A 26729-nucleotide genomic window follows, 5' to 3' on the forward strand; every position below is an offset into this window, starting at 1 on the left:
ACGATATCAATTAGGTAAAGGTAAATGGGTACAGCCCTTGTTATTGTTGAATCGCCAGCCAAAGCTAAGACAATTAATAAATATTTGGGCAAGGGCTACGTAGTTAAGTCAAGCGTTGGTCATATTCGCGATTTGCCTAAGAAAAGTCCCGCAAGTAAAAATAAAAATAATACGTGTATACCTGACCAGCATACTGTGCTAATAAAACGGATGGGAATTGATCCTTTCCATAGTTGGAAAGCAAGGTATGAAATTTTACCCGGTAAAGAAAAGTTGGTGACTGAGTTAAGAGCTTTGGCGGAAGAAGCCGATCACGTTTATCTCGCAACTGATCTTGACCGCGAAGGGGAGGCGATTGCCTGGCATTTACGCGAAGCTATCGGTGGTGATGAGAAACGTTTTAGACGGGTGGTGTTCAATGAAATTACCCGCAACGCTGTCACACAGGCTTTTGAAAATCCGGTAGTACTGAATATGAACCGGGTCAATGCCCAACAGGCGAGGCGGTTTATGGACCGCATCGTTGGATATATGGTATCGCCACTACTGTGGAAAAAAATAGCGCGGGGCCTATCTGCTGGAAGGGTCCAATCAGTGGCAGTGAGACTAGTAGTAGAGCGTGAGCGTGAAATAAAATCGTTTATGCCGGCAGAGTATTGGGAACTACATGTCGCTCTGCAGACGTCACAAGCCGCACAATTAATGATGAAAGTGACACATCAGCAGGAAAAACCATTTAAACCGGCAAAGCAACAGCAACTTCAGGCAGCAATCTCTATACTAGAACATACGGATTATATAGTTAGCAACCGTGACGATAAAATTACTACCAGTAAACCAGGGTCACCTTTCACAACGTCGACGCTCCAGCAGGCAGCCAGCCTTCACCTAGGATATAGGGTGAAGAAAACCATGTTACTGGCGCAAAGACTGTATGAAGCCGGACATATTACCTATATGCGTACTGACTCCACTCATTTAAGTCGAAATGCGCTTAACATGGCACGCTGCTATATCAGCGCCGCTTTCGGCCATTCCTATCTGCCAACACAGCCCAAAGAATATGTCAGTAAAAATAATTCCCAGGAAGCTCATGAGGCGATACGTCCATCAGACGTCAGTGCCCTTGCGGAGCAGTTGAACAACATGGAAGCAGAAGCACAGAAACTATATCAGTTGATCTGGCGTCAATTTGTCGCCTGTCAAATGAAGCCGGCGCAATATAATTACACAATACTAACTGTGAACGCTGGTGAATTTCAGCTCAGCGCCCACGGTCGTCAGCTAATGTTTGATGGTTGGACCAAAGTTATGCCGACACAGCATACTGAGAAAGACAAGCGTACTTTGCCAACTGTGAAAGAAGGTAACAATCTTACACTGAACAAAATTCTACCCAGTCAACATTTCACTAAGCCTCCCGCCCGGTACAGCGAAGCTTCGTTGGTGAAAGAACTGGAAAAACGTGGTATCGGTCGGCCGTCAACCTATGTTTCGATAATATCGACGATTCAAGAGCGCGGCTATGTCCACGCTGACAATCGTCGTTTTTATGCGGAAAAGATAGGGGAAATTGTCACCGATCGTCTAGAAGAGAACTTCAGTGAGCTGATGAGTTATGATTTTACCGCCAAAATGGAAGCGACACTCGATCAGGTGGCTACTAATCAGCAGGATTGGAAAAGCGTACTAGACGCTTTTTTTTCCAAATTTAGCCAGCAGCTTAAAAACGCTGAGCAAAATCCGGTAGACGGAGGCATGCGGCTCAATCAGATGATTATGACTAGCATCAATTGTCTTGTCTGTGACCGCCCGATGGGGATCCGTACAGCCAGTACTGGTGTATTCTTGGGCTGTTCAGGCTACCAGCTACCCCCGAAAGATCGCTGCAAAAATACTATTCATCTTATCCCTGAATCAGAAACCTTGAATAGGTTTACTGTAGGTGATGAAGAAACCAATGCACTACGCGCACGCCGCCGCTGCGTAAAATGCCGCACCGCTATGGACAACTATGTCATCGATAGTAAGCGCAAAATCCACGTATGCGGTAAAAATCCGCTGTGTGACGGCTATAATATAGAACAGGGTGAGTTTATAGTCGTGGCCTATAATGGCCGAGTAGTAGAATGTGAAAAATGTGGCTTCAACATGCAATTGAAATTTGGACGTTTTGGTAAATACATAGCTTGTACTAACAACAACTGTAAGAATACCCGCAAGATCCTGCGTAACGGAGATGTAGCGCCGCCGAAGGAAGATCCAGTGCTGCTGCCTGAGCTGCCTTGCTACGGGCATTCGGACGCGTACTTTGTGCTGCGTGAAGGAGCAGTTGGAGTATTTTTGGCTGCTAATACGTTTCCAAAATACCGTGAGACCCGCAAACCATTAGTAGCAGAACTAGCTCGTTTCCGCGAACGCTTACCAGTAAAGCTGCAATATCTAGCTGATGCTCCCATAGAGGATGACGAGGGTAATAGCACCTTAGTACGCTTTAGCCGCAAAACGAAACAACAATATATCTCCTCGGAAAAGGATGGTAAGGCTACAGGCTGGACAGCGTTCTATGTTAACGGTAAATGGCAGGTGAATAGAAAATCATCCGGTTGCGGTCCTTAGCCAGAACTGATTTTGCTAATGGACGCTGTTACGCTATTTCTTCGTACCTGGTTAAGTAGCTGCTGCTGTACTGTCTGGTAGTATTTCACTGTGCGTCAGAGCTTAAGTAATATATTACGACAATAATCGTTCCTCTACTGCCGAAAGCACACCTATCAGCCATGGATCAGCAAAATAGGTATGAGTGAGAATAAATTTTCACTAGAGCTAGCCAAGTTGATATTTTGGCCGGGGCGCGATATTATCTCCAATGTATGGTGCGGTGTCCACCCTTGGGCAACCAGCAGTCAGATAAGCTCACGTGCCCTTAATTCTATTTTCAGATAAGCGTAATAAATGGGCGCCGCTATCAAACCTTCCATCCCAAAAGCTGACTCTAAGATAAGCATGGCCAGTAGTAACTCCCATGATTTAGCATTAATACGGTTGCCAACTATCTCGGCATTTAGAAAGTATTCTAGTTTGTGAATCAAAATTAGGTACAGTGCCATCACGCCGCCCACGCTCAATGAGATAGACATAGCCGAAATAATAATCATAACATTTGAAATAAGATTACCGAGAATTGGTAGTAAGCCAAAGATAAAAGTTGCCAAAATCAGCATTTTACCAAGCGGTAGATATACATCGAACAGCGGGAACAACCAGAGAATAATCATTGAGGTAAGTAGGGTATTTACCAGTGATACTTTGATTTGTGCGAAGACAATATTACGGAAAGCTTGAGAAAGATAGTGCAAGCGTTCTAGAAGCTGCTGCGTGAAGTATGTATTATTACGGTCAGAAGGTTTATTTAGTGAAATAACTGCGCCAATTATGAGGCCGATAACAATAGTAATTAGTCTGTGGAAGACAGATCTGCCCATATTGCTGATCATAATTGAATTTGATTCAACCAAGTCAAATAACTTATCTTTCAGTTCTTCCGTGCTTTTAGGTGGTAACACAGGAAAATAATTAGGGATGCAGTTTTTAACATTGGAAAAAATGCGGTTGGTTTTTGCTGTAATGTCGATACCGCGTTGAATATCCGTGGTAAAGCAGCTTATCTGGTGCACTATACCAATTATCAGTGCAATCGTTAAAAAAACGACGGCTATCAGCGCCATTACTACCAATCGACCGCTTTCTCTGCCTACTAGACGACGATCAAACCACAGTAGCAAGGAAATACTCATCTCATACGTCAGAAATCCGGCGATAAAGCAGGGAAACAAATGCAACGGAATGATAATAGTGATAAAAATAAACATCAATAGGTAAGATATTGCTTTCAGCCATGTCTCACTTACAATCATTATTATGATTTCCTTTCATTACTGGCTGTTTCCTTTATGGATTGCGCTGATAGCTATCACATTCTGTACGATAAAATTGCTGTTTTAAATAATTTCGTTTCAACTGTGTTCTAATCTGTCATAGAATGTCATAGAGTGGTTCTACTGAATAAAACGTTGGGTAATGGCAACGACCTGTCTGCACAGTTTTTATTTAGCTATTCATATGAAGTTCGTGGCAGCACATTTATCTTTATATGCCAGTTAAATCGCTCGACCATACCATTCTTTTGGGTGGGGTATTTATTTTAAAATGATCATTTGTACCCCCAGCGATCGTACTTAAGTTATGCGCTATAAAAATAGAATATCTTGAGGTTGAATTTTATATTGGGGTAAAATATTACACATCTACCGCAAATTTTCTACGCCTTGCGCTTATGTCAATAGCTATACTAGCTACTTCATGCGAGGTGGAAGAATATAATGTGCGTGCGAATTATAATAAATCACCTGGGTAACAACACTATTATGAGTCAGCATTACCGTGATGAATTTTGGATGCGTCAAGCTATTAGTTTAGCTGAGCGTGCGGAAGCAGATGGTGAGGTACCAGTAGGTGCGGTACTGGTCTTGAACGACCAGATTATTAGCGAAGGATGGAACAGTTCCATCCGCAATCATGATCCAACTGCTCATGCCGAAATCATAGCCTTACGCCAAGGTGGTAGGAGAATTGGTAATTATCGTTTACTGAATACGGCTATGTACGTGACTTTAGAGCCGTGCATAATGTGCGCGGGGGCGATTATTCATGCCAGAATCGGCCGTGTAGTGTTTGGCGCGCGCGACTCAAAAAACAGCGCTGCCGGATCACTGCTGAATGTACTTGTTCATCCTGGTATTAACCATCATATTCTAATCACTGGTAGCGTGTTGGCGCCGGCGTGCGCGGACCAGCTAAACAATTTCTTTCGCCACCGCCGTCATCAGCAGCGGGAACAGCACTTATCTTAGCGCTAAACTTTCCCTAATTAGTCTCGACAAAAGCATGATTTACTTATTTTACCAGGCTATTAGGCTGTTCATGATCGATTAGGGCACGTATTTATTATTTCTTAACTATTTATGTTACTGTTACGATTACAGTAAAAATTACGCACTGTATTTATTGTATTAGCTATTGCTAGAGTAATGGATTGAGATCAAATTAACCGATATTGGTATAATATAACGCATAGATTATAATCTATAAAACATTTCGAGCTGATACATTCTACTAACTGTTTATGAAACTGATGCTAATATAGCGTGGCAATGCTTGCAAAGCATAGCATCTCGTCATCAAGAAGGAATCAATTAACCAAGATCGTTACTGTTACTAAGAGTATAAACAGCAGGTCGTTCTGGTAAAATCACCTAATCTGTACAATAGTTATTGTCTGATTAATAAGAGCAAAAAATCAGTACTGGATTGCGTCCACGTAATTTACGGTTAGGAAAATAGTTAAGCTAGTAAGACTAGTAAGAGACAGATACATGACAATGTATCGTATCATGTTTAATTTTTGTTTTTTTTGTTCTACCTTGTCTTTATTTACCTTTTTTCGTATGATTTATAATCTTAATCTTAGTAGATCACAATCAAGAAATAGATTGAGCATGCTGAAAGCGGAGTCTGTTATGTATGGAGTTTTCCACAGCGGTGGTAAACAACACCGAGTAAGAGAAGGTCAGACCGTTCGGCTTGAAAAGCTAGACATCGCCACAGGTAAAACTGTTGAATTTGACCGGGTTATGATGATCGTCAACGGCGAAGACATTAAGATTGGTAGTCCTTTTTTAACCGACGGTAAAATTACGGCGGAAGTAGTGGCTCACGGTCGTGGCGAAAAAGTAAGGATTATCAAATTTCGTCGCCGTAAGCACTTTCGTAAGCATCAGGGCCATCGTCAGTGGTTCACTGACGTTAAAATAATTGGTATTGGATCCTAACCAGGAAGGAGAACTGATTCATGGCACACAAAAAAGCTGGTGGCTCCACACGTAACGGTCGAGACTCAGAAAGCAAACGTCTAGGCGTTAAACGCTTTGGCGGAGAACTGGTAAATGCCGGTAGCATTATTGTTCGACAACGTGGAACTCAATTCCACCCTGGTACTAACGTAGGCTGCGGCAAGGATCATACGCTATTTGCTTTGATGACCGGCAAAATTCAGTTTGGAATTAAGGGTACAATGAACCGTCGATTGGTGAGTGTAGTTGTCGAATAAATATCCTAATAGGAGCCCATAAAGACTCTTATTTAGGTTAATTATTAGTTAATTACACTATGTTAGCAAAAAAATACATGTTACCAAATGATTAGAATGGTTAAGTTCTCACCCAATATAGTGTTACTCCATAGAACATTTTAAATCGGTTGTTCGCTGGTGCTGACACTACTAGCTGAAATAAATTTGTCTGTTTTTCAGTCATTCATCTATCGACGGTAGCAACTGTAATTTTAATAATTTTGACATCGTCATGCTAACTTATTATGCAGCTACAGCTAATTGAGGTGAACAACATTATCAAGCTGCCCGGCAGCTATGGATAGAAAGTTACTATGAATTTTATTGATGAAGCAACCATTATAGTGGTGGCAGGTAACGGCGGGAATGGCTGCGTCAGCTTTAGCTTTCGCCGGGGAAAATATGTTCACCATGGTCGCCCCAACGGTGGTGATGGTGGCGACGGCGGTGACGTTTGGTTACTGGCAGATGAAAACCTGAATAACCTCATCGATTATAGTTTTGAGAAAAATTTTCGCGCTGAGAACGGACAAAACGGTAAGAGTAATGATTGTACCGGCAAGCGCGGCAAAGATATTGTCATCAAAGTGCCTGTTGGTACCAGGGTAATTGATTGTAATACCAATGAAGTAATAGGCGACATGATTAGTCACGAGCAGCGGCTGATGGTGGCTAAAGGTGGTTTTCACGGCCTGGGAAATACTAGTTTTAAATCTTCGATTAATAGGTCGCCGCGGCATAAAACCGAAGGTAACAAAGGTGATATCCGAGCGCTCCAGCTAGAATTAATGTTGTTGGCTGATGTTGGTATGCTCGGTCGGCCCAATGCTGGTAAGTCCACTTTTATTCGTGCTATATCGGCGGCCAAACCGAAAGTAGCGCCTTACCCGTTTACTACGTTAGTGCCTAGCCTCGGCGTAGTACGTATGGAGAATGAACAGCGATTTGTAGTAGCAGATATTCCTGGCCTAATAGAAGGTGCGGCTAACGGAGCTGGTTTGGGCATCCGTTTCCTGAAGCATCTAGAGCGTTGTCAGTTGCTACTGCATCTGATTGATCTAGCGCCAGTAGATGAGTACAATCTGGTAGAAAACGCACATATGATCGTAAAAGAGTTGGAACGCTACGATAAAAAACTAGCGGCTAAACCGTGCTGGCTGGTATTCAATAAAATGGATCTGCTTGAAGCTGAGGAGGCAGCAGCACGTGCCAAGTTAATCGCTAAAACATTGGGTAGTGAAAGGCATTATTATCTTATTTCCGCCGCTAACCGCAATGGTGTGCCGGCGCTGTGCGGTGACGTTATGACCTTTATCAACTCGCATCCTAAAATAAGGTAGTTTCCAATACCAAAATGGAGAAATTTTGATATAATGCATGTGGGAGGATGATGACTGCATAGCAAACGCTGCCAGTACTGAACAGTATTTCAGAGTGCATAAATTATGCAGCTATTGCTGAAGAAATAACTTTATATTTGGATTTATTGTGCTGCTGTTCTAATACTCCCTCCTTACCTGGTCATGGAAACTGATAGCAAGAAGACTAACCGAAACTTATTAGATTAGTTTAATCCAACGTTTTTCTGGTATATTTTTGGCATGAATAATTAACTCAAACAACGAGAACGGTATTGCTGCAACCAAAATAATAAATAGCTTAAGTAAGCCAAAAAGCCAAAATAACATTATCTGTTCACGATTATAAGATGCGATACGATACATAGGCTGCATACGAACATGATCAAACTGATAGTTGCTCACTCCCATGTCATGTTGAGTGAGGTTTAAGTTAGGTATTTAAACATTACAGTGATCCATGTCAGGCTGCGTTGCACCTATTTTACACCTTTAACACCCAGTTTGTTTTACAGATATACCGTATAGTTTTCACAGGATAAAAACGCATGAGGTTATCCACTTGATAACCTGACTGCATACTCATGCTTCTATGTAAACAGACATAAAGAAGTACACAAAGTACACTATGAATCACACCTAACTCTCAGTAAAATACGTACAAACATGCAAAAATTAGGCTTGCCTTGGCTAAATTGGCCAGGTAAACCTACTGTTATTTGGATTGCTGTTGCTGCTGCAGCATGTAGTACACAAAATCTAGTAGTGACAGCACCTGCAAAATATTAAGAACGTTAAAGGTACATAATAATGATCATGAACCAGATTCCGATGACTATGCGTGGCGCTAAAAAACTCAGGGAAGAGCTAGAATATCTCAAAAGCATCCGTCGTCCCGAAATTATCCGGTCGATTGCGGAAGCACGCGAGCAAGGTGATTTAAAAGAAAACGCCGAGTACCATGCTGCCAGGGAACAACAGGGCTTCTGTGAAGGACGCATCCAGGCAATAGATGCAAAACTGTCCAATGCGCAGGTAATCGATGTGACTAAGTTTGCCCCGAGCGGCCGGGTAATTTTTGGTGCTACGGTAAGTGTAGCGAATCTGGAGAGTGACCATCAACAAACATATCGCATTGTTGGCGACGATGAGGCTGATTTCAAGCAAAACTTAATTTCAATTAATTCTCCCATCGCCCGCGGGCTGGTTGGCAAAGAAGAAGGGGATTTTGTTGTTATTAACACCCCTGGTGGAGAGGTTGAGTACGAAATATTAAAGGTACAATATCTATAAGCGTCATGTTGGCGCCGTTATTGGCCTTCATTCTTGACCAGTTGCCAACCATGAACTGTATGCAACAAAAAATATTGTTGGTGTGTTGAGCTAGTATTTACATTACTATAATGTTAGAAGATAAGGATGATGTACCATGTGTGCAACAACCGTGACAGCAATAGTAGAAAGAACTCTATTTTATCTATCCCATTATTACCTTGATCACTTCATATTCTTCAACGCCTTCGATGAGCATGACTTCAGGCGTTTCTTTGCCTAGGTATTAATATGAGTCGGCGCATAATTGGCAAAATTTTTCCACTACGACACTATTTTATAGTTGGACCATTAAAATGGCGACTAACAAGCGTTCTGTCAGTTCCAGCTTATGGCAGCAGAAACACTATAGCGATAAATATTTTCAGCAGGCAAAAAAACAAGGACTGCGTTCTCGTGCCTGGTTTAAACTTGCTGAAATACAGCAGAGCGACAAACCATTTCGCCCAGGGATGACGGTAGTTGATTTAGGCGCCGCGCCCGGCGGCTGGTCGCAATATGTTGCTACGCAAATCGGCAGCACAGGGCGTGTTATTGCATGTGATATTCTGCCAATGGATCCGATTGTGGGCGTTGAATTTATGCGTGGCGATGTTCGTGACCATCTGGTCCTGCAGGCACTAATTGAACGTATAGGCCAACAAAAGGTGCAGGTGTTGCTGTCAGACATGGCGCCTAATATGAGCGGTATGTCAGCAATCGATATTCCTAAATCAATGTATCTCGTTGAGCTAGCATTAGACATGTGTAAGGATGTGCTGGCGCCTGGTGGTACTTTTCTAGTTAAAGTTTTTCAGGGAGATGGTTTTGATGGCTATCTACAGATAATACGCTCTCGGTTTAGACAGGTAAAAATTCGTAAACCGCAGGCTTCTCGTGCAAGCTCCCGCGAAGTTTACATTGTGGCGACAGGAAACAAATTATAGTAATCTAATTCAACTATTAATTGTTCAACAGTTTGGTGGCAATATGAGGTTCCTACCTTGAGGGATATGGCGAAGAACCTGATTCTATGGCTAATTATCGCAATTGTGCTGATGTCGGTATTCCAGAGTTTCAGGCCCAGCGAGTATAGTAGACATAGAGTAGATTACTCTACCTTTATGTCAGAATTGCATCAAAATCAGGTTCGTGAAGCACGCATTAACGGTCGTGAAATAACTGTTACCAAAAAAGACAATAATCATTACACTACCTATATTCCGGTCAACGATCTCAAGCTGCTAGATATTCTTTTGACCAAAAATGTCAAAGTGGTGGGTGAGCCACCGGAAGAACCTAGCCTACTAGCTTCCATCTTTATATCTTGGTTCCCGATGCTCTTACTAATTGGAGTATGGATATTCTTTATGCGCCAAATACAGGGTAGTGGTGGCAAAGGCGCTATGTCGTTCGGCAAGAGTAAGGCGCGGATGTTGACAGAAGACCAGATAAAAACGACCTTCGCTGATGTCGCAGGTTGCGATGAAGCGAAGGAAGAGGTACATGAGCTAGTTGATTACTTACGCGAACCAAGCCGTTTCCAAAAGCTAGGCGGCAAGATTCCTAAAGGCGTGCTAATGGTTGGACCGCCAGGAACCGGTAAAACTCTGCTGGCAAAGGCTATCGCGGGGGAAGCCAAGGTACCGTTTTTTACTATTTCCGGTTCTGACTTCGTGGAGATGTTTGTTGGTGTTGGCGCTTCCCGCGTTCGGGATATGTTCGAACAGGCGAAAAAAGCTGCGCCTTGTATCATTTTTATCGATGAAATCGACGCCGTCGGGCGTCAACGTGGTGCTGGCCTAGGCGGCGGTCACGATGAGCGTGAACAGACTCTAAACCAGATGCTTGTGGAAATGGATGGGTTTGACGGCAATGAAGGTGTTATTGTCATTGCAGCTACCAACCGCCCAGACGTTCTGGATCCGGCGCTGCTACGTCCAGGACGTTTTGACCGACAAGTGGTGGTTGGTCTACCTGATGTCCGTGGTAGAGAACAAATTCTAAAGGTACACATGCGAAGTGTGCCGTTAGCGCCCGATATTGATGCTTCGGTAATTGCGCGCGGTACGCCTGGCTTTTCTGGTGCTGATTTGGCCAACCTAGTGAACGAAGCGGCGTTATTTGCCGCTCGCGACAGTAAGCTCATAGTGACGATGGTAGAATTGGAGAAGGCCAAAGATAAAATTATGATGGGCACCGAGCGACGTTCAATGGTTATGACTGAAATGCAAAAAGAAGCTACCGCCTACCACGAGGCTGGCCATGCGATCATAGGCCGTTTAGTGCCAGAGCATGATCCGTTGCATAAAGTTACCATTATCCCGCGTGGTCAATCCCTAGGAGTGACATTTTTCCTACCAGAAGGAGATGCTATTAGCGCTAGCCGCCAGAAGTTGGAAAGCCAAATCGCCACTCTATACGGTGGTCGGCTAGCTGAGGAGATTATATATGGTCCGGCAAAAGTATCTACTGGAGCGTCTAACGATATTAAAGTAGCGACATCGATTGCTCGCAATATGGTTACCCAGTGGGGCTTCTCGGATAAGTTGGGTCCGATGCTATATGCGGAGGAAGAGGAGGAAATTTTGCTTGGTCGTGCAGTAGTTGGCAAGATGAAGCATATATCTGATGAAACAGCGCGCATAATCGATCAAGAAGTTAAGTCACTGATTGAGCGAAACTATGTCCATGCCCATAAATTGCTGATGGATAATATGGATATTCTGCATGCTATGAAAGATGCTTTGATGAAATATGAGACCATCGATGCACAACAGATTGACGATCTTATGAGCCGCAAAGCGATTGTGCGCCCGCCTGCTGGTTGGGATAATATCGTCTCTGATAAGAGCTGCGATGAAGTTACTACGTGCCCGCCGAAGACATAGAGTGCTATTGTTGAATAATACGGTAATCGATCATAGTAATAGTCATTAGATACTGGTAGCATCATGCGATACTCTCACCATAGTAGCGCCGCAACAATGCAACTCGATAACGTTCACGGAACCTTGACGCTACGCGCATCTCGCTGTCAGCTAAGCTGGTATACATACAAGCACAGAGGTTTAGTAACAGTTAGGCGCCCACGGGCGAGTTATTTTATATAAGTATGGTACCGATCCAAAGTTAGCCTTATCTTAGAAGAAGAGGAGGAATAGATCGTGCATGCAGATTAACCATATAGCGTATTATATCGCGGTGTAAGTGGTTTACTGAAGTAGCTACAAAATTTACTTGCAATACATGCAATAAAATTGTACTTTAGTTATTATTCATAGTTCATAGTTGTTTCAGTTGAATGTTCCAGGTACGTTGTTTGTGGTTGTAGTTGCTGACGTTGTTAACCGGAAGAACACTAGAATATTATGTATTTCACTCTGCTGGTCATATACCTATTCGTAGTACTCTGCCTAATTGCGCTGATTATGTTACAACAAGGTAAAAATACTGATATGGGATGTTCGTTTAGTGCCAACACCAGTAACGCCTTGTTCGGTTCAAGCAGTAACGGTACTATTATCACTTGTATGACTGCAGTGTTAGCGATGCTGTTCTTCGTGCTCAGTCTAGTGCTAGGTAACCTAATCAGCAGGCAAAAGCAAAAAAGTCGCCAGGTAGATAATATAAATCAAGTGCAACTAGCAGATCAGGTTACAAAATTAGCACCAGCAAAACTGGGTAACAACATTCCACAGTAAGAGTTAAACTACTTCTTGCCTTGTCAATGTAAAGCAATCCTAGATTCTAGAAGAAAGTGCCGAGGTGGTGAAATTGGTAGACACGCTACCTTGAGGTGGTAGTGCCCGATGGGGCTTACGGGTTCAAGTCCCGTCCTCGGCACCAGGCTAGAAGGAGAATTAATGTTTTTTTGGAGATATAAGTTGCTTTTTTTTGACGATTAGCTTATTATTTAACTTAGACGCGGGGTGGAGCAGCATGGTAGCTCGTCGGGCTCATAACCCGAAGGTCGTCGGTTCAAATCCGACCCCCGCAACCAAATTTTGGATAGAGCTTGTAAAGCTAGGCAGCCAAGTATAGTTATCTTTAAATATACATAATAACCATGCTTATTTGACAATCGGTTGAAAACCGCCTCTTGACTAGGTCAAGATCATGAAAACCCTCAAATGTTGAGACAGTTTCAGTATTTAACTACGGTAAATTGGGCTAATTAGGCCCTTTTTTTATGTCTTTGGGGTTTGGGTGAACTTGTCTACATTATAACAATAAATACTTGACAAAACTGTTCAAAAAACCTGTGGAAGCAATGGGATTTGAGTTGTTAGGTATTGAATTTATTCGTTGCCGTTAATCAACGCTGCGCATTTATATTGATCATGAAGATGGTATTAATATTGATGATTGTTCTGAGGTAAACAAACAGATCAGCACGTTAATTGATGGAGAAGATCCTATTATATCCCTGGCTTATAGTCTTGAAACCTAATCACCTGGCCTGGATCGACAACTGTTTACCCGCCACAGTTTAGACAATTTGCTGCTGCGCATTGCGGTGCAAAGCCGCCGTAAATGACAGGGAATAATTAAAGCTGTTAACGGTGAAATAATCAACGTAACGGTGGCAGGTCAAGATGAAGTGTTATTTTAAAACAAGATCCAGAAAGCGAACCTGGTAACCAAATTTTAACGCTTTACTAAGGCAACTAGGATGAATAAAGAAATTCTGGCTGTTGTTGAGGCAGTGTCTAATGAGAAAGCCGTCCCGCGGGGAAAAATTTTCGAAGCGCTAGAAATAGCACTAGCCACTGCTACTAAGAAAAAATACGAACAGAACATAGAAGTCCGCGTTAGCATCGATCGCAAGTCTGGGGAATTTGATACTTTCCGCCGTTGGCTAATAGTGGATAAAGTAATACATCCTACCAGGGAAATTACCTTGGATGCGGCGCAATTTGATAATCCGCAAATACAGCTTGGCAGCTACATAGAAGATCAAATTGAATCTGTAGTATTTGATCGCATTACTACCCAAACTGCTAAGCAAGTGATCGTCCAGAAGGTTCGTGAAGCCGAACGGAAGATGGTTATTGATAAGTTCCGCAGTCATGAAGGTAAGATTATCACTGGCGTAGTAAAAAAAATTAATCGGGACAGCATCAGTCTAGATCTTGGTAATAATGCTGAAGCAATGATCAGCCGCGAGGACATGCTACCGCGTGAAAATTTCCGCCCTGGTGATCGTATCCGCGGGGTGTTATATGCTATTCGTCCGGAAGCGCGAGGCGCTCAACTATTGGTCAGTAGGTCGCGTCCAGAGATGTTAGTCGAACTGTTCCGGATTGAAGTACCAGAAATTGGCGAAGAAGTTATTGAAATCAAGGCGGCTATTCGAGATCCCGGTTCAAGGGCAAAAATTGCTGTAAAGACCAACGACAAGCGCATTGACCCTGTTGGCGCCTGTGTTGGTATGCGAGGCGCGCGAGTCCAGGCGGTATCCAGAGAACTATGCGGCGAACGAATTGATATCGTGCTGTGGGATGACAATCCAGCCCAGTTCGTGATTAATGCCATGGCACCTGCCGATGTCGCCTACATAGTAATTGATGAGGATAAGCATATGATGGATATTGCAGTCGAATCCAGTAATCTTGCACAGGCTATTGGCCGCAATGGACAAAATGTCCGGCTAGCTTCCCAGCTTAGTGGCTGGGAGCTGAACGTAATGACAGTAGAAGATCTGCAAGCAACACATCAAGCTGAAGCCAAGGCAGTAATCGATCTGTTTACCCGTCATCTTGAGATCGATGCAGAGCTCGCCACAGTTCTTATGGCGGCAGGTTTCTCTTCTCTTGAAGAGTTGGCCTATGTACCAATAAACGAACTACTAACCATTGAAGGGTTTGATGAACAAATGGTAACAGCGCTGCGCGCACGCGCGCAGGATGCTCTGACTATGCTGGCCTTGGCGCGGCAAGAAAATATGGGTACTCATATACTAAATGAAGAACTGCTGTGTCTTCCTAAAATTGAGCGTGATATGTCATGCCAGCTAGCAGATCGTGGAATTTGCACGCTAGAAAATCTTGCAGAACAGAGCGTCGACGATATTGCCGATATTGCCGGGATAAGTAGCGAACAAGCTGGTGAGTTAATTATGGCAGCACGCAATATTTGCTGGTTTGGCAACAAAGTTGAATAAAATGTATCAGGAAATGAAAATAGCATGACAGATGTAACCGTAAAATCGCTCGCATCAGAAATACAAACTACGGTAGATCGCCTGGTACAGATATTTGCTGATACAGGCATTAACAAAACCGCAGTGGATTATGTGACCCAACAAGAAAAAGACACTTTACTGGCTTACCTTAGCGCGCACGGTACCAAGCTCAAGAGATTAACTGTGCAGCGCAAAACGCTTCGCACCTTGAATTTTACTAGCAATAGTGGAAAAAGTAAGTCGGTACAAATAGAAGTGCGTAAAAAGCGCACCTATGTGCAATTTAATCCGCAGGCAATAGAACAAGCTGACGCAACAGAAAACACCAAGTATGCGGGAGAAAAACTGATTCAGCCGCAGGCAAATTTGGACGCTACTGAACAATCGCGTCGTAATATTGGTAAAAAAGTCAAATACGCAGCGGAAGATCAGGCTAAGCTGCAGGCAACTGGGCAAGCAGCACATGTAGCAGCGGCAGAAATGTTGACTAATCATCAGTCCAATATTATTACTGCTCAGTCACCACTAGCTGCTGAACAAGCGCGCCGTGAAGCCAAAAACGCAGAAATAAGACGCAAAGCGGAAGAAGAGGTGCGGCGCAAAGTAGAAGAAAATGCTCGCAAGGTCGTGGAAGAGGCATGTCGTATGGCTGAAGAACATGGCGGTACTTGGGATAACGTGCCTAATCCTGTAGAGGAAGATACAAACGATTACCACGTAACTACCTCCCATCATGCCAGAGAAGCGGAAGATGAAAACGATCGCAAATTGGAAGGCGCTCGCCGCCGCAACCGTGGTGGTAAAGCCGCTAAACAGAAGAAAACCAGCCGCTTGTCCGAAGCAAAAGCAGATCGCGAAGAAGCCCGTGCCGTGGTACGTGGTGGTAAGAGTAAGCGCAAAACTAACACTCTGATGCAAGGCTTTAACAAGCCAGTGCAGACGGTGAACCGCGATGTGATGATCGGCGAAACAATCACCGTTGCTGACTTGGCGAACAAGATGGCGGTAAAAGGATCTTATGTTATCACAGCCATGATGAAGATGGGAGCCATGGCTACTATTAACCAGGTGATAGATCAGGAAACAGCACAATTAGTTGCAGAAGAAATGGGTCATAAAGTTACTGTTCGCCGTGAAAACGAGCTGGAAGAGGCGGTTATGTCCGACCGCGACACTGGCAGCTTCGCCACCGCTAAATTGCGGGCACCGGTAGTGACCATCATGGGCCACGTCGACCATGGTAAAACCTCACTCTTGGACTATATACGTTCAACTAAAGTGGCAGCGAGTGAGGCAGGGGGCATGACACAACATATTGGTGCCTATCATGTTGAAACCGATAACGGCATGATAACCTTTCTAGATACCCCAGGGCATGCCGCATTTACCGCAATGCGGGCGCGAGGTGCGCAGGCAACTGATATCGTGGTACTGGTAGTAGCTGCCGATGACGGCGTTATGCCGCAGACGATCGAAGCTATCCAGCACGCAAAAGCGGCACAAGTGCCGGTAGTAGTAGCGGTGAATAAGATCGATAAACCAGAAGCAAATCCAGATCAAGTCAAAAATAAACTTACCCAATATGGTATTATTCCTGAAGAATGGGGTGGTGAAAGCCAATTTGTACTAGTTTCTGCAAAATCAGGCCAGGGTATTGATGAATTGTTGAACGCTATCTTGCTACAGACGGAATTGCTTGAATTAAAAGCCATTGGCAATGGCATGGCCAGTGGGGTAGTGATCGAATCTGGCCTGGACAAGGGTCGTGGTCCAGTAGCGACTGTGCTAGTGCGTGAAGGTACTCTAAATCTTGGTGACATTGTCTTGTGTGGTTTTGAGTACGGTCGCGTTCGTGCCATGCGTGACGAATTTGGTCGTTATGTGGCCTCCGCCGGACCGTCAATACCAGTCGAGCTATTAGGTCTTTCTGGAGTACCTGCAGCCGGTGATGAAGCAACAGTAGTACGCGACGAAAAGAAAGCACGTGAAGTAGCACTATATCGCCAAGGCAAGTTTCGTGAAGTAAAATTGGCACGGCAACAGAAGTCAAAACTGGAAAGCATGTTCACCAACATGACCGAAGGGGTAGTATCCGAGCTTAACATTGTGCTGAAGTCAGACGTACAGGGTTCCACAGAAGCTATCAGTGAAGCGCTGGAGACTTTATCTACTGACGAGGTAAAGGTAAAGATTATAGGTGCCGGTGTAGGCGGCATTACTGAGGCTGATGCTACGCTAGCTGCGGCTTCCAACGCCATCATCATAGGCTTTAACGTACGTGCTAATGCATCCGCTCGCCGCATTATCGAAGCGGAAAATCGTGATCTACGCTATTACTCGGTTATCTACGATTTGATTTCTGAAATCAAACAGGCGATAAGCGGCATGCTGGCGCCCAAATATAAACAGGAAATTATTGGCTTAGCGGAAGTACGCGATGTATTTCTGGCCCAGAAATTCGGCGCAATTGCTGGTTGTATGGTAACGGAAGGAGTAGTCAAACGTCATAATAAGATACGTGTGCTACGGGAAAACGTGGTGATCTACGAAGGAGAACTGGAGTCACTACGTCGCTTCAAAGATGACGTTAACGAAGTACGTAATGGCATGGAATGCGGCATTGGCGTGAAAAATTATAACAACATTTGCTCAGGTGATGTGATCGAAGTATTTGAAAACATCGCGATCCAACGTGCTGCAATTGATTAACTTAACTACTAAACTACTAGCTGACTAGCTAATGGGTGATTAGCAAATATCACCTAAGAGGCGCCAGCAACCAGTATGGAACTTTTCCCATGAAAAAAGAATCTAGCCGCCTCCAGCGTGTTTCCCAGGAGATAAAAAAGGAAATAGCAATTATACTGCAGCGTGAAATAAAAGATCCCCGTGTCGTCATGGCGACCGTGTCCGGGGTTGAAGTTTCGCGCGATCTTGCTTATGTCAAAGTGTTCGTAACTTTTTTGAATGACAATTCACTCGAACAGGCGCAAACCGGTATCCGAGCGCTACAGGCCGCTACAGGTTTTATTCGTAGCATGTTAGGTAAAGCTATGTGTTTGCGAGTTGTACCAGAGCTTAAATTTGTCTACGATAAATCACTGGTGGAGGGTATACGTATATCTAATCTGGTCAGTAGAGTAAGTAGGATATTAAACAACCACCGCCTTGGCGGCAGCACAAGCCAGAAAGCAGATGAAAAACTAGGACACTGATGGGAGATGGGACGTCAAAGTAGTCGTGGCCGTGATATCGATGGTATTATCTTGCTAGATAAACCGCTTGGTATTTCTTCTAATGCTCTTTTGCAAAAAGTTAAGCGGTTGTTTCGCGTTAATAGGGCAGGGCATACTGGCGCGCTTGATCCTCTAGCAACCGGTATGCTGCCGGTTTGCTTTGGTGAAGCAACAAAGTTTTCCCAGTATTTGCTGAATGCTAATAAACGCTATATGGTTACTGCTCTGCTCGGTAAACGTACCGATACCTCTGATGCTGAAGGCCGTACGGTCAGCTGTCGTCCGGTGTTTATCGACCAATCGCGGCTGGAGGCGGCTCTTGACCACTTCCGCGGAAAAAGCATACAGTTGCCTTCGATATTTTCGGCGCTGAAGCATCATGGGCGCCCATTGTACGAATATGCTCGCAAGGGTATAACGGTAGCACGCGAGGCACGGACCATTCACGTTTATGATTTACACTTACACTACTGGGATCATACTAAGGTAGAGTTGGAAATTCATTGTGCCAAAGGTACCTATATTCGCACCATTATAGATGACTTGGGTGAACTTCTTGGTTGTGGTGCGCACGTTGCTGCGCTACGCCGGCTGGCTGTGGCCAGCTACTCTACTGAGCGTATGGTAACGCTGGCAGCGTTACAGAACATCACCGCCGAAGCACCTGAGGCGCCAGAAACTCTGGATCGCCTGGACGCACTGCTGTTACCAATGGACAGTGCCATGGCTGATATACCAGTGGTCAATTTGCTGTCTGACATCGCTGCCAGAGTACGGCTAGGACAACCAGTAGCAGTGACCAAGCAACTAAAGGTAGGTATGGTGCGGCTGACCGAGGGGGATGCTGGGCGCTTTTTTGGCATTGGCGAAATCTCTACACCGGGTAGGCTGAAGCCGATTAGGTTAATAGCAACAAGCAGAACCAAGTAAGTGATCGATGCTAATGCAATCATATTGCGCTCATTGCTTGTTGATAGTAGAATAGCCAACTTTGGGAAGTGGGGCGTGATATCGGCGTTAGTGAATCTATTATTCCACTATTCCAAAGTTCTTTTGGTTGGAGTGTTATCATGTCTCTAAGTGTTGAAGAAAAAAAGAACATTATTGCTAATTTTGGTCGTGATACCAAAGATAGTGGTTACCCTGAAGTACAAATTGCTTTATTAACCGCTCAGATTAGCCAGCTGCAAGTTCATTTTGATAAACATCAAAAAGATCACCATAGCCGCCACGGTCTGCTACGTATAGTTTCACAGCGTCGTAAGCTGCTTGACTACTTAAAGGGTAAAGATATGGGACGTTACACTATCTTAATCGACAACCTAGGTCTGCGGCGCTAAGCTAAACAGTTTCAAGAGAAAGGGGCCTGATATTGGGCCCCTTTCTTCTAGGCAGTGCTTAAGTGCTTATACGTAGCAGACCGTGGCGCTGAAAATTCAGATTAAGTAATTTTTCCACCACTCTTCCATGGCTGAGGTTAGAAGCTGAAGCTAATGAGAAGATTATTAGTCAATCATGGTCGATAACAGGACCATTCCCTTTGAAAAAGGAAATTATTTTGTTAACTCCACTTGTACATAAGTTTCAATATGGTCAGCATACCGTAACCCTGGAAACAGGTATAATGGCTCGTCAGGCAACTGCTGCAGTAATGGTTAGCATGGACGACACAGCAGTCTTAGTAACGGTTGTTGGTGCCAAAGATGCAAAAATAGGACAAAGTTACTTCCCGTTGACCGTTAACTATCAGGAGCGAACTTACGCCGCAGGACGCTTTCCAGGCGGTTTTTTCCGACGTGAAGGCCGCCCGAGCGAAGGCGAAACCCTAATTGCGCGCCTAATAGACCGTCCAATACGTCCGCTATTCCCGGCAGGTTTTCTTAACGAAGTACAAGTTATAGCCACGGTGGTATCAGGCAATCCACAAGTTAGCCCAGATATAGTGGCAATGATTGGGGTTTCCGCCGTGCTTAGTTTATCTGGTATTCCTTTTAGTGGACCTATTGGCGCCGCGCGAGTTGGTTACATTAACGACCAGTATGTGCTTAACCCTACCCAGGCTGAACTGGCAACAAGTCGACTAGATTTGGTGGTTGCTGGGACAGAGAATGCGGTACTGATGGTAGAATCCGAAGCGCAGCTGTTAAGTGAAGAGCAAATGCTAGGCGCAATAGTATACGGACATAATCAGCAGCAGGTAGTGATTGAGAATATACATCAACTAGTAACCTTAGCAGGTAAACCAAAGTGGCCATATAATATGCCCGACGTTGATGTCGCTCTGCAGGAGCGAGTAACAGAGCTGGCAGAAGCCCGTTTAAGCGATGCTTATTACATTACTCAGAAGCAAGAACGTTATGCCATGTTGGATGCTATTAAGGCCGATGTCGTAGAAGAGCTGACAAGCAAGGACGACAATATAAATCAAAATACCATTAGAGACATCCTGGGTACGTTGGAGAAAAATGTGGTGCGTAGTCGCATACTACGCGGTGAACCGCGTATTGATGGCCGTGAGAAAGATATGATTCGCGGTCTGGACGTGCGCACAGGAGTATTGCCACGTACCCATGGGTCGGCGCTGTTCACCCGCGGGGAAACCCAGGCGTTAGTCACTGCAACTCTAGGTACTGAGCGCAACGCGCAGAATATCGATGAATTGACTGGTGAACGTATAGAAAGGTTCCTGTTACACTACAATTTTCCACCTTACTGCGTCGGTGAAATTGGCGTGGTAGGTGCACCAAAGCGCCGTGAAATAGGCCACGGCCGGCTGGCTAAACGTGGTGTTATGGCTGTGATGCCAAACGCTAGCGAGTTCCCTTACACCGTACGCGTAGTATCGGAAATAACGGAATCTAACGGCTCATCATCCATGGCTTCTGTGTGCGGCGCTTCACTAGCACTGATGGATGCTGGGGTTCCAATTAAGGCAGCAGTGGCCGGTATTGCCATGGGACTGATAAAAGAAAAAGATAATTTCATGGTGTTATCAGATATTCTGAGTGATGAAGATCATCTAGGCGATATGGATTTCAAAGTTGCTGGCAGCCGTGAAGGAATTACTGCACTACAGATGGATATTAAAATTGAAGGCATAAACAGCGAAATCATGCAGGTGGCGCTGAATCAAGCTAAGAGCGCGCGCATGCATATTCTTGACGTCATGGAGCTGGCAATCAGCTCGCCACGTGGTGATATTTCTGAATTTGCGCCTCGCATTCATACTATTAAAATCAGTTCCGATAAAATCAAGGATGTAATTGGTAAAGGCGGTTCTGTTATCCGCGCGCTAACCGAAGAAACTGGCACTACGATAGAAATTGAAGATGACGGTACCGTGAAAGTCTCATCCAACGACAGTAATAAAGCCCGCGCAGCAATTTGCCGCATTGAAGAGATTACCTCGGAAATTGAAGTTAACCGTGTTTATAACGGTAAAGTCACCCGTATCGTTGACTTCGGTGCATTTGTTGCCCTCGTTGGTGGTAAAGAAGGGTTGGTGCATATCTCCCAGATTGCTAATAAACGTATAGATAAAGTAAATGATTATCTGGAACTTGGCCAGGAAGTGCATGTTAAGGTGCTGGAAGTGGACCGTCAAGGTCGCGTGCGCCTCAGCATCAAGGAAGCTAGTATCACCACCAACTAGATGCAGTTAGCATCCTGATTGCGAAGCAGTTTGTTAACATGATGGAGGACAGGAAGTACGTCTAGCAAATTTATTCGGTAGGGGGAAGACTGCCTTGCTGGTGGTTAGTTACGTTACAATGACTGGTCTGGTAGAGAAACTCTAACCGTACCTTAGCTACCGTAATCTGTTCCGCTGGCTATGGTTTTTGCTCGAATAGAAACAACTACGATCATCGCTTCTGCCCTGTTCACCATCATGGTTTATAATTTTTATAACAACGTGCATTACCTTATTAAGTACTGTTATACAGTAGCTGAGACGCCAGACCTTGACAGTAATCGGTAACAATTGTTATTGGCGCTTTTAGGCTAAGTGCAAGACTTACTATTTTTCAGCTATGAGTATTTTATGTTTTAAATCTAATGTGAGCCAGTTTATGCTGTTAATGTTTATAGGCTGGTCGCCAGAATGAGGCGTGTTTCAATGTCTACAATAACAACTTTTTTTACTGATCTGGGGCTAAAATCTTCTATACTTCAAGCCCTGACCGATCTAGGTTATGAAAAGCCGTCACCTATCCAGGCCGCCTGTATTCCGCCTATGTTGGCCGGACGTGACATCCTTGGTATGGCGCAGACCGGCAGCGGTAAAACTGCGGCCTTTTCTCTGCCGCTGTTACACAATATTAATCCCGAACTAGCCGCACCACAGGTGCTAGTACTAGCGCCTACTAGAGAACTGGCGATACAAGTTGGGTCAGCCTGCGCCGATTTCGCCAAACATATGAAAGGTGTTAGTATAGTAGCCCTGTACGGCGGTCAGCGTTATGATGTCCAGTTGCGCGCGTTGCGTCAAGGGCCGCAAGTTGTGGTCGGCACTCCTGGCCGCCTACTAGACCATTTGAAACGCGGTACTCTGGATCTATCTAATTTGAGTGGACTAGTAATCGACGAAGCAGATGAGATGTTGCGCATGGGCTTTATCGAAGACGTAGAAAAAATTTTGACACAGGTACCAGAGCAACACCAGACCGCGCTGTTCTCTGCGACCATGCCGGAAGCAATTCGCCGTATTACTCGCCGTTTTATGAACGATCCGCAGGAAGTGCGTATTCAATCCAGTATTACTACACGTCCGGATATCAGCCAGAGCTATTGGACAGTTCATGGTATACGCAAGAATGAAGCTCTGGTACGTTTCTTAGAAGTAGAAGATTTTGATGCTGCCATTATATTCGTACGCACAAAAACCGCCACACTGGAAGTAGCAGAAGTGTTAGAGCGTAGCGGTTATAATAGTGCTGCCCTAAACGGTGACATGAATCAGACACTACGCGAGCAAACATTAGAACGTTTAAAGGATGGTCGCTTGGATATTCTGATTGCAACAGATGTCGCCGCTCGCGGCCTAGACGTTGATCGCATCAGCCTAGTCGTGAACTACGATATTCCGCTGGATTCCGATTCTTACATACACCGTATTGGTCGTACCGGTCGTGCCGGCCGCGCCGGCCGGGCGCTATTATTCGTGGAAAATCGAGAGCGCCGTCTGCTACGCAATATCGAACGCATTATGATGCTGACCATACCTGCGGTAGAACTACCAACCGCTGAGGTATTGAGTACACGTCGTTTGTCTAAGTTTACTGCTAAGGTACAAAATCAGCTGGCAAGTAGAGATCTTGATCTGTACCGCTCACTGCTAACCAAACTACAACCGGCAGAAGAAATTGATATGGAAACGCTAGCAGCTATTCTGTTAAAAATGGCCCAATGTGAACGCCCACTGATCCTGCCCCCTGATTCGTTGATTGAACGACGCCCACGCCGCGAGTTCCTGAAGCGCAACGAGCGGCAGGAGAACGACGAACGTTTATCGCGGCAGCGTCGTAACAGCGGCGACAGAGGTGAGATGGATCTCTACCGTATCGAGGTAGGTCGTGATGATGGTGTCGAAGTACGCCATATAGTTGGCGCCATCGCCACCGAAGGTGACATTAATAGCCGCTATATAGGCAATATTAAATTATTCGCCTCCTATTCTACAATTGAGTTGCCTAAAGGTATGACAGGAGAAATGCTATCTAACTTTACCCGCACGCGTATTATGAATAAACCGATTAAAATGCAGTTTATAGGTGCCGCATGGTCGCGCAGCTGTGATGATCGCCGAAAGTTCATTAGCAGCGAAAGCCGGTTTAGTCGTGGCAGTAAGCGCCCAGAATACCGCGGCGCAAGGTTAACAGACGACAGTAAATTAAGAAGAAAGTAAATTAATTGGCTTCGCGCTTGTTTTCGATGACCTCAGCTTAAGCAGCGGTGTTATGATTGAATAACGCATAAAATAACATGCGCACGATATACAGCATCAGTAACTAAAGGTGAAAAAAAACAGCCAGGCATCCGGTCCGGCATCTACTCTAGCATTGACATTATCCAATAAATTAGGAAGACAAAATGTACCAGCAAGAAGTTAAGATTACTGCTCCTAATGGTCTACATACTCGTCCTGCCGCTCAGTTTGTTAAAAAAGCAAAAGGATTTATTTCCGACATTACCGTCACCTCAAATGGCAAAAGCTCCAGCGCTAAAAGCTTGTTAAAATTGCAAACTATTGGTCTGACTAAGGGTACTATCGTTAATATCGCAGCAGAAGGCGCGGATGAACAAAAAGCAGTAGAACAGTTGGTTAAACTGCTCGCAGAGCTGGAGTAATATAGGTCAGGTCTTTGTTATGCTATGCATCATGAGTAGGGTGGGGTTATGATTTCAGGTATTTTAGCATCACCGGGTATTGCATTTGGTAAAGTGTTGCTACTTAAGGAAGAGGAGTTGGTAATCAACGGGGAAAACATCACTGCAGAACAGGTCGAGCAGGAAGTTGAACGTTTTCGTGCTGGACGTGCCCAATCTGCCGCGCAGCTGGAAGTAATCAAAACTAAAGCGAGAAACACCTGCGGTGAAGAAAAGGCAGCCATCTTCGATAGTCATATAATGTTATTGGAAGATGAAGAACTTGAGCAAGACATCATAGCTTTTATCAAAGAACAACTCGTTAGCGCAGATGCTGCTGTTTATGCAGTGCTTGAACAGCAGGCAAAGGCATTGGCAGAACTTCATGACGAATATCTAAAAGAACGCGCCACCGATGTGCGCGATATTGGTAAACGTTTGCTGCGTAATATTCTTGCACTGCCGATTATAGATATAGACTTGAATGCCATCAGCGATGAAGCCATACTAGTAGCGGTAGATTTGACTCCTTCGGAAATTGCGCAGCTTAATCTGAATAAAGTGTTGGGCTTCATCACCAATTTCGGTGGCCGAACCTCACATACATCAATTATGGCTCGTTCACTGGAGCTGCCGGCTATCGTTGGCACTGGTAATATTACTCAGCAAGTCACTAATGGTGATTATTTGATTCTGGATGCTATAAATAACCAGATTTATATTAATCCTGAACCAAAATTAATTGAACAGCTGAAAGCGCTGCAAATACAATACGCAACAGAAAAGAAAGAATTGGCTAAACTGAATGATCTACCTGCAGTGACGCTTGACGGTCATAAGGTGGAATTATGCGCCAATATTGGCACCTTGCGTGACGTGATGAGCGCTGAAAGTAACGGTGCCGAAGGAATAGGCCTGTATCGTACCGAGTTCTTGTTTATGGACCGTGATTCATTACCTAGCGAAGAAGAGCAGTTCCAAGCTTATAAAGCGGTGGTGGAATCTATGTCCACTGGCTCTATTATAGTGCGTACCATGGATATCGGTGGTGATAAGTCTGTGCCTTATATGAATCTACCGAAAGAGGACAATCCATTCCTCGGATGGCGTGCCATCCGCATTGGGCTCGACCGTAAAGAAATATTGCACACACAGCTGCGCGCCATTCTACGCGCCTCCGCTTTTGGCAAACTGCGCATCATGTATCCGATGATTATTTCCGTGGAAGAAGTACGTACCCTACAACATGAGCTCTCGCTGCTAAAACAGCAACTACGTGAAGAGGGTAAGTGCTTCGATGAGGGCATCGAAGTAGGAGTGATGGTAGAAACACCGGCCGCCGCGGTTATCTCACACCATCTTGCACAGGAAGTAGATTTCTTTAGTATCGGTACAAACGATCTTACCCAATATACTCTTGCCGTTGATCGCGGGAATAAGCTCATTGCTAATCTATATAACCCTATGTCTCCTGCAGTACTGACCTTAATCAAACAAGTTATTGACGCATCTCACGCTGCTGGTAAATGGACTGGTATGTGCGGCGAGCTTGCGGGAGATGAACATGCTACAATACTGTTATTAGGAATGGAACTGGATGAATTCAGCATAAGTGCTATCTCTATACCTAGTATTAAGAAAATCATTCGCAATACCAATTTTTGCGATGCAAAGAAATTAGCAAAGGAAGCATTAGCTCAGTCAACTGCAGAAGATTTAATTAATTTGGTAAACAAATTTATTGAAAAAAAATGAGCTACTGATTTCACAAAACTGATCTCATCTAAATTATTATTTAGTCTATAGTGCATAAACATAGTAACAAACTAACCAAGTTACCCTACCTATTAAGGTAAAGAGCTGGCATTAACGTACTTGGCTGTATGTCGTGTTTGATGTACGTCTTGTTAAGAACCTTATTTGTGGATCAGATTGTTGAAGCAAAAAAAAACAGTAGATATTTATCTATGCTTTCCTTACAATGCTCTAAATAAGCTGTGTATGGGCAGTTTAGCTAATGGATTGCGATGACGAGGAGTAGTCGGGGGGGTAGGTAAGCAAGAAATATTCAGCCAATTATA

At 44.4% G+C, this 26729-nt stretch carries 18 protein-coding genes, 2 tRNA genes and 4 pseudogenes; 22 read left to right on the forward strand and 2 right to left on the reverse strand.

All coding sequences use genetic code 11. The features are described from left to right. Positions 1-24: 24 nt before the first annotated feature. Positions 25-2619, forward strand: coding sequence for a type I DNA topoisomerase (gene topA / locus MEPCIT_RS01485; protein ID WP_013975679.1), 2595 nt, complete (start codon positions 25-27; stop codon positions 2617-2619). A gap of 287 nt (positions 2620-2906) precedes the next feature. On the opposite strand, the gene MEPCIT_RS01490 is transcribed toward topA, so the two are convergent. Further along, positions 2907-3917 (reverse strand): AI-2E family transporter, encoded by a 1011-nt coding sequence (locus tag MEPCIT_RS01490; RefSeq protein WP_013975680.1) that lies wholly within the window; start codon positions 3915-3917, stop codon positions 2907-2909. 510 nt (positions 3918-4427) lie between these two features. Here MEPCIT_RS01490 and tadA point away from each other — a divergent pair. The 4 genes and pseudogenes from tadA to cgtA all read left to right on the forward strand — a co-directional run. Next, positions 4428-4913: a tRNA adenosine(34) deaminase TadA gene (gene tadA, locus MEPCIT_RS01495; RefSeq protein WP_015580478.1), complete on the forward strand. Its 486-nt coding sequence runs from the start codon at positions 4428-4430 to the stop codon at positions 4911-4913. Positions 4914-5579: 666 nt separating this feature from the next. Next, positions 5580-5891 (forward strand): 50S ribosomal protein L21, encoded by a 312-nt coding sequence (rplU, locus tag MEPCIT_RS01500; protein ID WP_015580479.1) that lies wholly within the window; start codon positions 5580-5582, stop codon positions 5889-5891. 20 nt (positions 5892-5911) lie between these two features. Beyond that, positions 5912-6169: a 50S ribosomal protein L27 gene (gene rpmA, locus MEPCIT_RS01505; protein WP_013975683.1), complete on the forward strand. Its 258-nt coding sequence runs from the start codon at positions 5912-5914 to the stop codon at positions 6167-6169. A 335-nt stretch (positions 6170-6504) separates the two neighbouring features. Then, positions 6505-7521: pseudogene (gene cgtA / locus MEPCIT_RS01510) on the forward strand (Obg family GTPase CgtA); the annotation flags it as partial. Positions 7522-7749: 228 nt separating this feature from the next. Here cgtA and MEPCIT_RS01515 read toward each other — a convergent pair. Continuing rightward, positions 7750-7959 carry a hypothetical protein gene (locus MEPCIT_RS01515; protein WP_041186155.1) on the reverse strand — a complete coding sequence of 70 codons (210 nt, stop codon included), beginning with the start codon at positions 7957-7959 and terminating at the stop codon, positions 7750-7752. A 405-nt stretch (positions 7960-8364) separates the two neighbouring features. Between MEPCIT_RS01515 and greA the strand changes: the two genes are divergently transcribed. The 17 genes and pseudogenes from greA (at position 8365) to ptsI (ending at position 26403) form a co-directional block, all read left to right on the forward strand. Beyond that, positions 8365-8841 (forward strand): transcription elongation factor GreA, encoded by a 477-nt coding sequence (greA, locus tag MEPCIT_RS01520; protein ID WP_015580480.1) that lies wholly within the window; start codon positions 8365-8367, stop codon positions 8839-8841. 335 nt (positions 8842-9176) lie between these two features. Beyond that, positions 9177-9806: a 23S rRNA (uridine(2552)-2'-O)-methyltransferase RlmE gene (rlmE, locus tag MEPCIT_RS01525; RefSeq protein WP_013975686.1), complete on the forward strand. Its 630-nt coding sequence runs from the start codon at positions 9177-9179 to the stop codon at positions 9804-9806. Between the two features lie 66 nt (positions 9807-9872). After that, positions 9873-11750: an ATP-dependent zinc metalloprotease FtsH gene (gene ftsH, locus MEPCIT_RS01530; protein ID WP_013975687.1), complete on the forward strand. Its 1878-nt coding sequence runs from the start codon at positions 9873-9875 to the stop codon at positions 11748-11750. 480 nt (positions 11751-12230) lie between these two features. Next, positions 12231-12563, forward strand: coding sequence for a preprotein translocase subunit SecG (gene secG, locus MEPCIT_RS01535; RefSeq protein WP_013975688.1), 333 nt, complete (start codon positions 12231-12233; stop codon positions 12561-12563). A 58-nt stretch (positions 12564-12621) separates the two neighbouring features. Then, a tRNA-Leu gene (locus MEPCIT_RS01540) sits at positions 12622-12708 on the forward strand. A gap of 77 nt (positions 12709-12785) precedes the next feature. After that, a tRNA-Met gene (locus MEPCIT_RS01545) sits at positions 12786-12862 on the forward strand. 270 nt (positions 12863-13132) lie between these two features. Further along, positions 13133-13474, forward strand: a pseudogene (locus MEPCIT_RS02410) (LSm family protein). 60 nt (positions 13475-13534) lie between these two features. Next, positions 13535-15025 (forward strand): transcription termination factor NusA, encoded by a 1491-nt coding sequence (gene nusA / locus MEPCIT_RS01550; RefSeq protein WP_013975689.1) that lies wholly within the window; start codon positions 13535-13537, stop codon positions 15023-15025. 24 nt (positions 15026-15049) lie between these two features. Then, positions 15050-15332: pseudogene (locus MEPCIT_RS02555) on the forward strand (IF-2-associated domain-containing protein); the annotation flags it as partial. A gap of 119 nt (positions 15333-15451) precedes the next feature. Beyond that, positions 15452-17755: pseudogene (gene infB, locus MEPCIT_RS01555) on the forward strand (translation initiation factor IF-2); the annotation flags it as partial. 89 nt (positions 17756-17844) lie between these two features. Next, complete coding sequence (gene rbfA / locus MEPCIT_RS01560) at positions 17845-18261, forward strand: 30S ribosome-binding factor RbfA (RefSeq protein WP_013975691.1); 417 nt, start codon at positions 17845-17847, stop codon at positions 18259-18261. 6 nt (positions 18262-18267) lie between these two features. Next, positions 18268-19212 carry a tRNA pseudouridine(55) synthase TruB gene (gene truB / locus MEPCIT_RS01565; RefSeq protein ID WP_013975692.1) on the forward strand — a complete coding sequence of 315 codons (945 nt, stop codon included), beginning with the start codon at positions 18268-18270 and terminating at the stop codon, positions 19210-19212. A 140-nt stretch (positions 19213-19352) separates the two neighbouring features. Further along, positions 19353-19622, forward strand: coding sequence for a 30S ribosomal protein S15 (gene rpsO / locus MEPCIT_RS01570; RefSeq protein WP_013975693.1), 270 nt, complete (start codon positions 19353-19355; stop codon positions 19620-19622). 218 nt (positions 19623-19840) lie between these two features. After that, complete coding sequence (gene pnp / locus MEPCIT_RS01575; RefSeq protein ID WP_015580483.1) at positions 19841-21934, forward strand: polyribonucleotide nucleotidyltransferase; 2094 nt, start codon at positions 19841-19843, stop codon at positions 21932-21934. Between the two features lie 465 nt (positions 21935-22399). After that, positions 22400-24187: a DEAD/DEAH family ATP-dependent RNA helicase gene (locus MEPCIT_RS01580; protein ID WP_013975695.1), complete on the forward strand. Its 1788-nt coding sequence runs from the start codon at positions 22400-22402 to the stop codon at positions 24185-24187. 185 nt (positions 24188-24372) lie between these two features. Beyond that, positions 24373-24630: a phosphocarrier protein Hpr gene (ptsH, locus tag MEPCIT_RS01585; RefSeq protein WP_013975696.1), complete on the forward strand. Its 258-nt coding sequence runs from the start codon at positions 24373-24375 to the stop codon at positions 24628-24630. Between the two features lie 48 nt (positions 24631-24678). Beyond that, complete coding sequence (ptsI, locus tag MEPCIT_RS01590; RefSeq protein ID WP_013975697.1) at positions 24679-26403, forward strand: phosphoenolpyruvate-protein phosphotransferase PtsI; 1725 nt, start codon at positions 24679-24681, stop codon at positions 26401-26403. Positions 26404-26729: the final 326 nt, after the last annotated feature.

The sequence above is a fragment of the Candidatus Moranella endobia PCIT genome, assembly GCF_000219175.1.
GTDB classification, from domain to species: Bacteria; Pseudomonadota; Gammaproteobacteria; order Enterobacterales; family Enterobacteriaceae; genus Moranella; species Moranella endobia.

What these genes read in the sequence shown, in the direction of transcription:
- topA (WP_013975679.1), top strand. Translation starts at nt 25, where the DNA reads ATGGGTACAGCCCTTGTTATTGTTGAATCGCCAGCCAAAGCTAAGACA.
- MEPCIT_RS01490 (WP_013975680.1), bottom strand. Translation starts at nt 3,917, where the DNA reads ATGATTGTAAGTGAGACATGGCTGAAAGCAATATCTTACCTATTGATG.
- tadA (WP_015580478.1), top strand. Translation starts at nt 4,428, where the DNA reads ATGAGTCAGCATTACCGTGATGAATTTTGGATGCGTCAAGCTATTAGT.
- rplU (WP_015580479.1), top strand. Translation starts at nt 5,580, where the DNA reads ATGTATGGAGTTTTCCACAGCGGTGGTAAACAACACCGAGTAAGAGAA.
- rpmA (WP_013975683.1), top strand. Translation starts at nt 5,912, where the DNA reads ATGGCACACAAAAAAGCTGGTGGCTCCACACGTAACGGTCGAGACTCA.
- MEPCIT_RS01515 (WP_041186155.1), bottom strand. Translation starts at nt 7,959, where the DNA reads ATGGGAGTGAGCAACTATCAGTTTGATCATGTTCGTATGCAGCCTATG.
- greA (WP_015580480.1), top strand. Translation starts at nt 8,365, where the DNA reads ATGAACCAGATTCCGATGACTATGCGTGGCGCTAAAAAACTCAGGGAA.
- rlmE (WP_013975686.1), top strand. Translation starts at nt 9,177, where the DNA reads ATGGCGACTAACAAGCGTTCTGTCAGTTCCAGCTTATGGCAGCAGAAA.
- ftsH (WP_013975687.1), top strand. Translation starts at nt 9,873, where the DNA reads ATGGCGAAGAACCTGATTCTATGGCTAATTATCGCAATTGTGCTGATG.
- secG (WP_013975688.1), top strand. Translation starts at nt 12,231, where the DNA reads ATGTATTTCACTCTGCTGGTCATATACCTATTCGTAGTACTCTGCCTA.
- nusA (WP_013975689.1), top strand. Translation starts at nt 13,535, where the DNA reads ATGAATAAAGAAATTCTGGCTGTTGTTGAGGCAGTGTCTAATGAGAAA.
- rbfA (WP_013975691.1), top strand. Translation starts at nt 17,845, where the DNA reads ATGAAAAAAGAATCTAGCCGCCTCCAGCGTGTTTCCCAGGAGATAAAA.
- truB (WP_013975692.1), top strand. Translation starts at nt 18,268, where the DNA reads ATGGGACGTCAAAGTAGTCGTGGCCGTGATATCGATGGTATTATCTTG.
- rpsO (WP_013975693.1), top strand. Translation starts at nt 19,353, where the DNA reads ATGTCTCTAAGTGTTGAAGAAAAAAAGAACATTATTGCTAATTTTGGT.
- MEPCIT_RS01580 (WP_013975695.1), top strand. Translation starts at nt 22,400, where the DNA reads ATGTCTACAATAACAACTTTTTTTACTGATCTGGGGCTAAAATCTTCT.
- ptsH (WP_013975696.1), top strand. Translation starts at nt 24,373, where the DNA reads ATGTACCAGCAAGAAGTTAAGATTACTGCTCCTAATGGTCTACATACT.
- ptsI (WP_013975697.1), top strand. Translation starts at nt 24,679, where the DNA reads ATGATTTCAGGTATTTTAGCATCACCGGGTATTGCATTTGGTAAAGTG.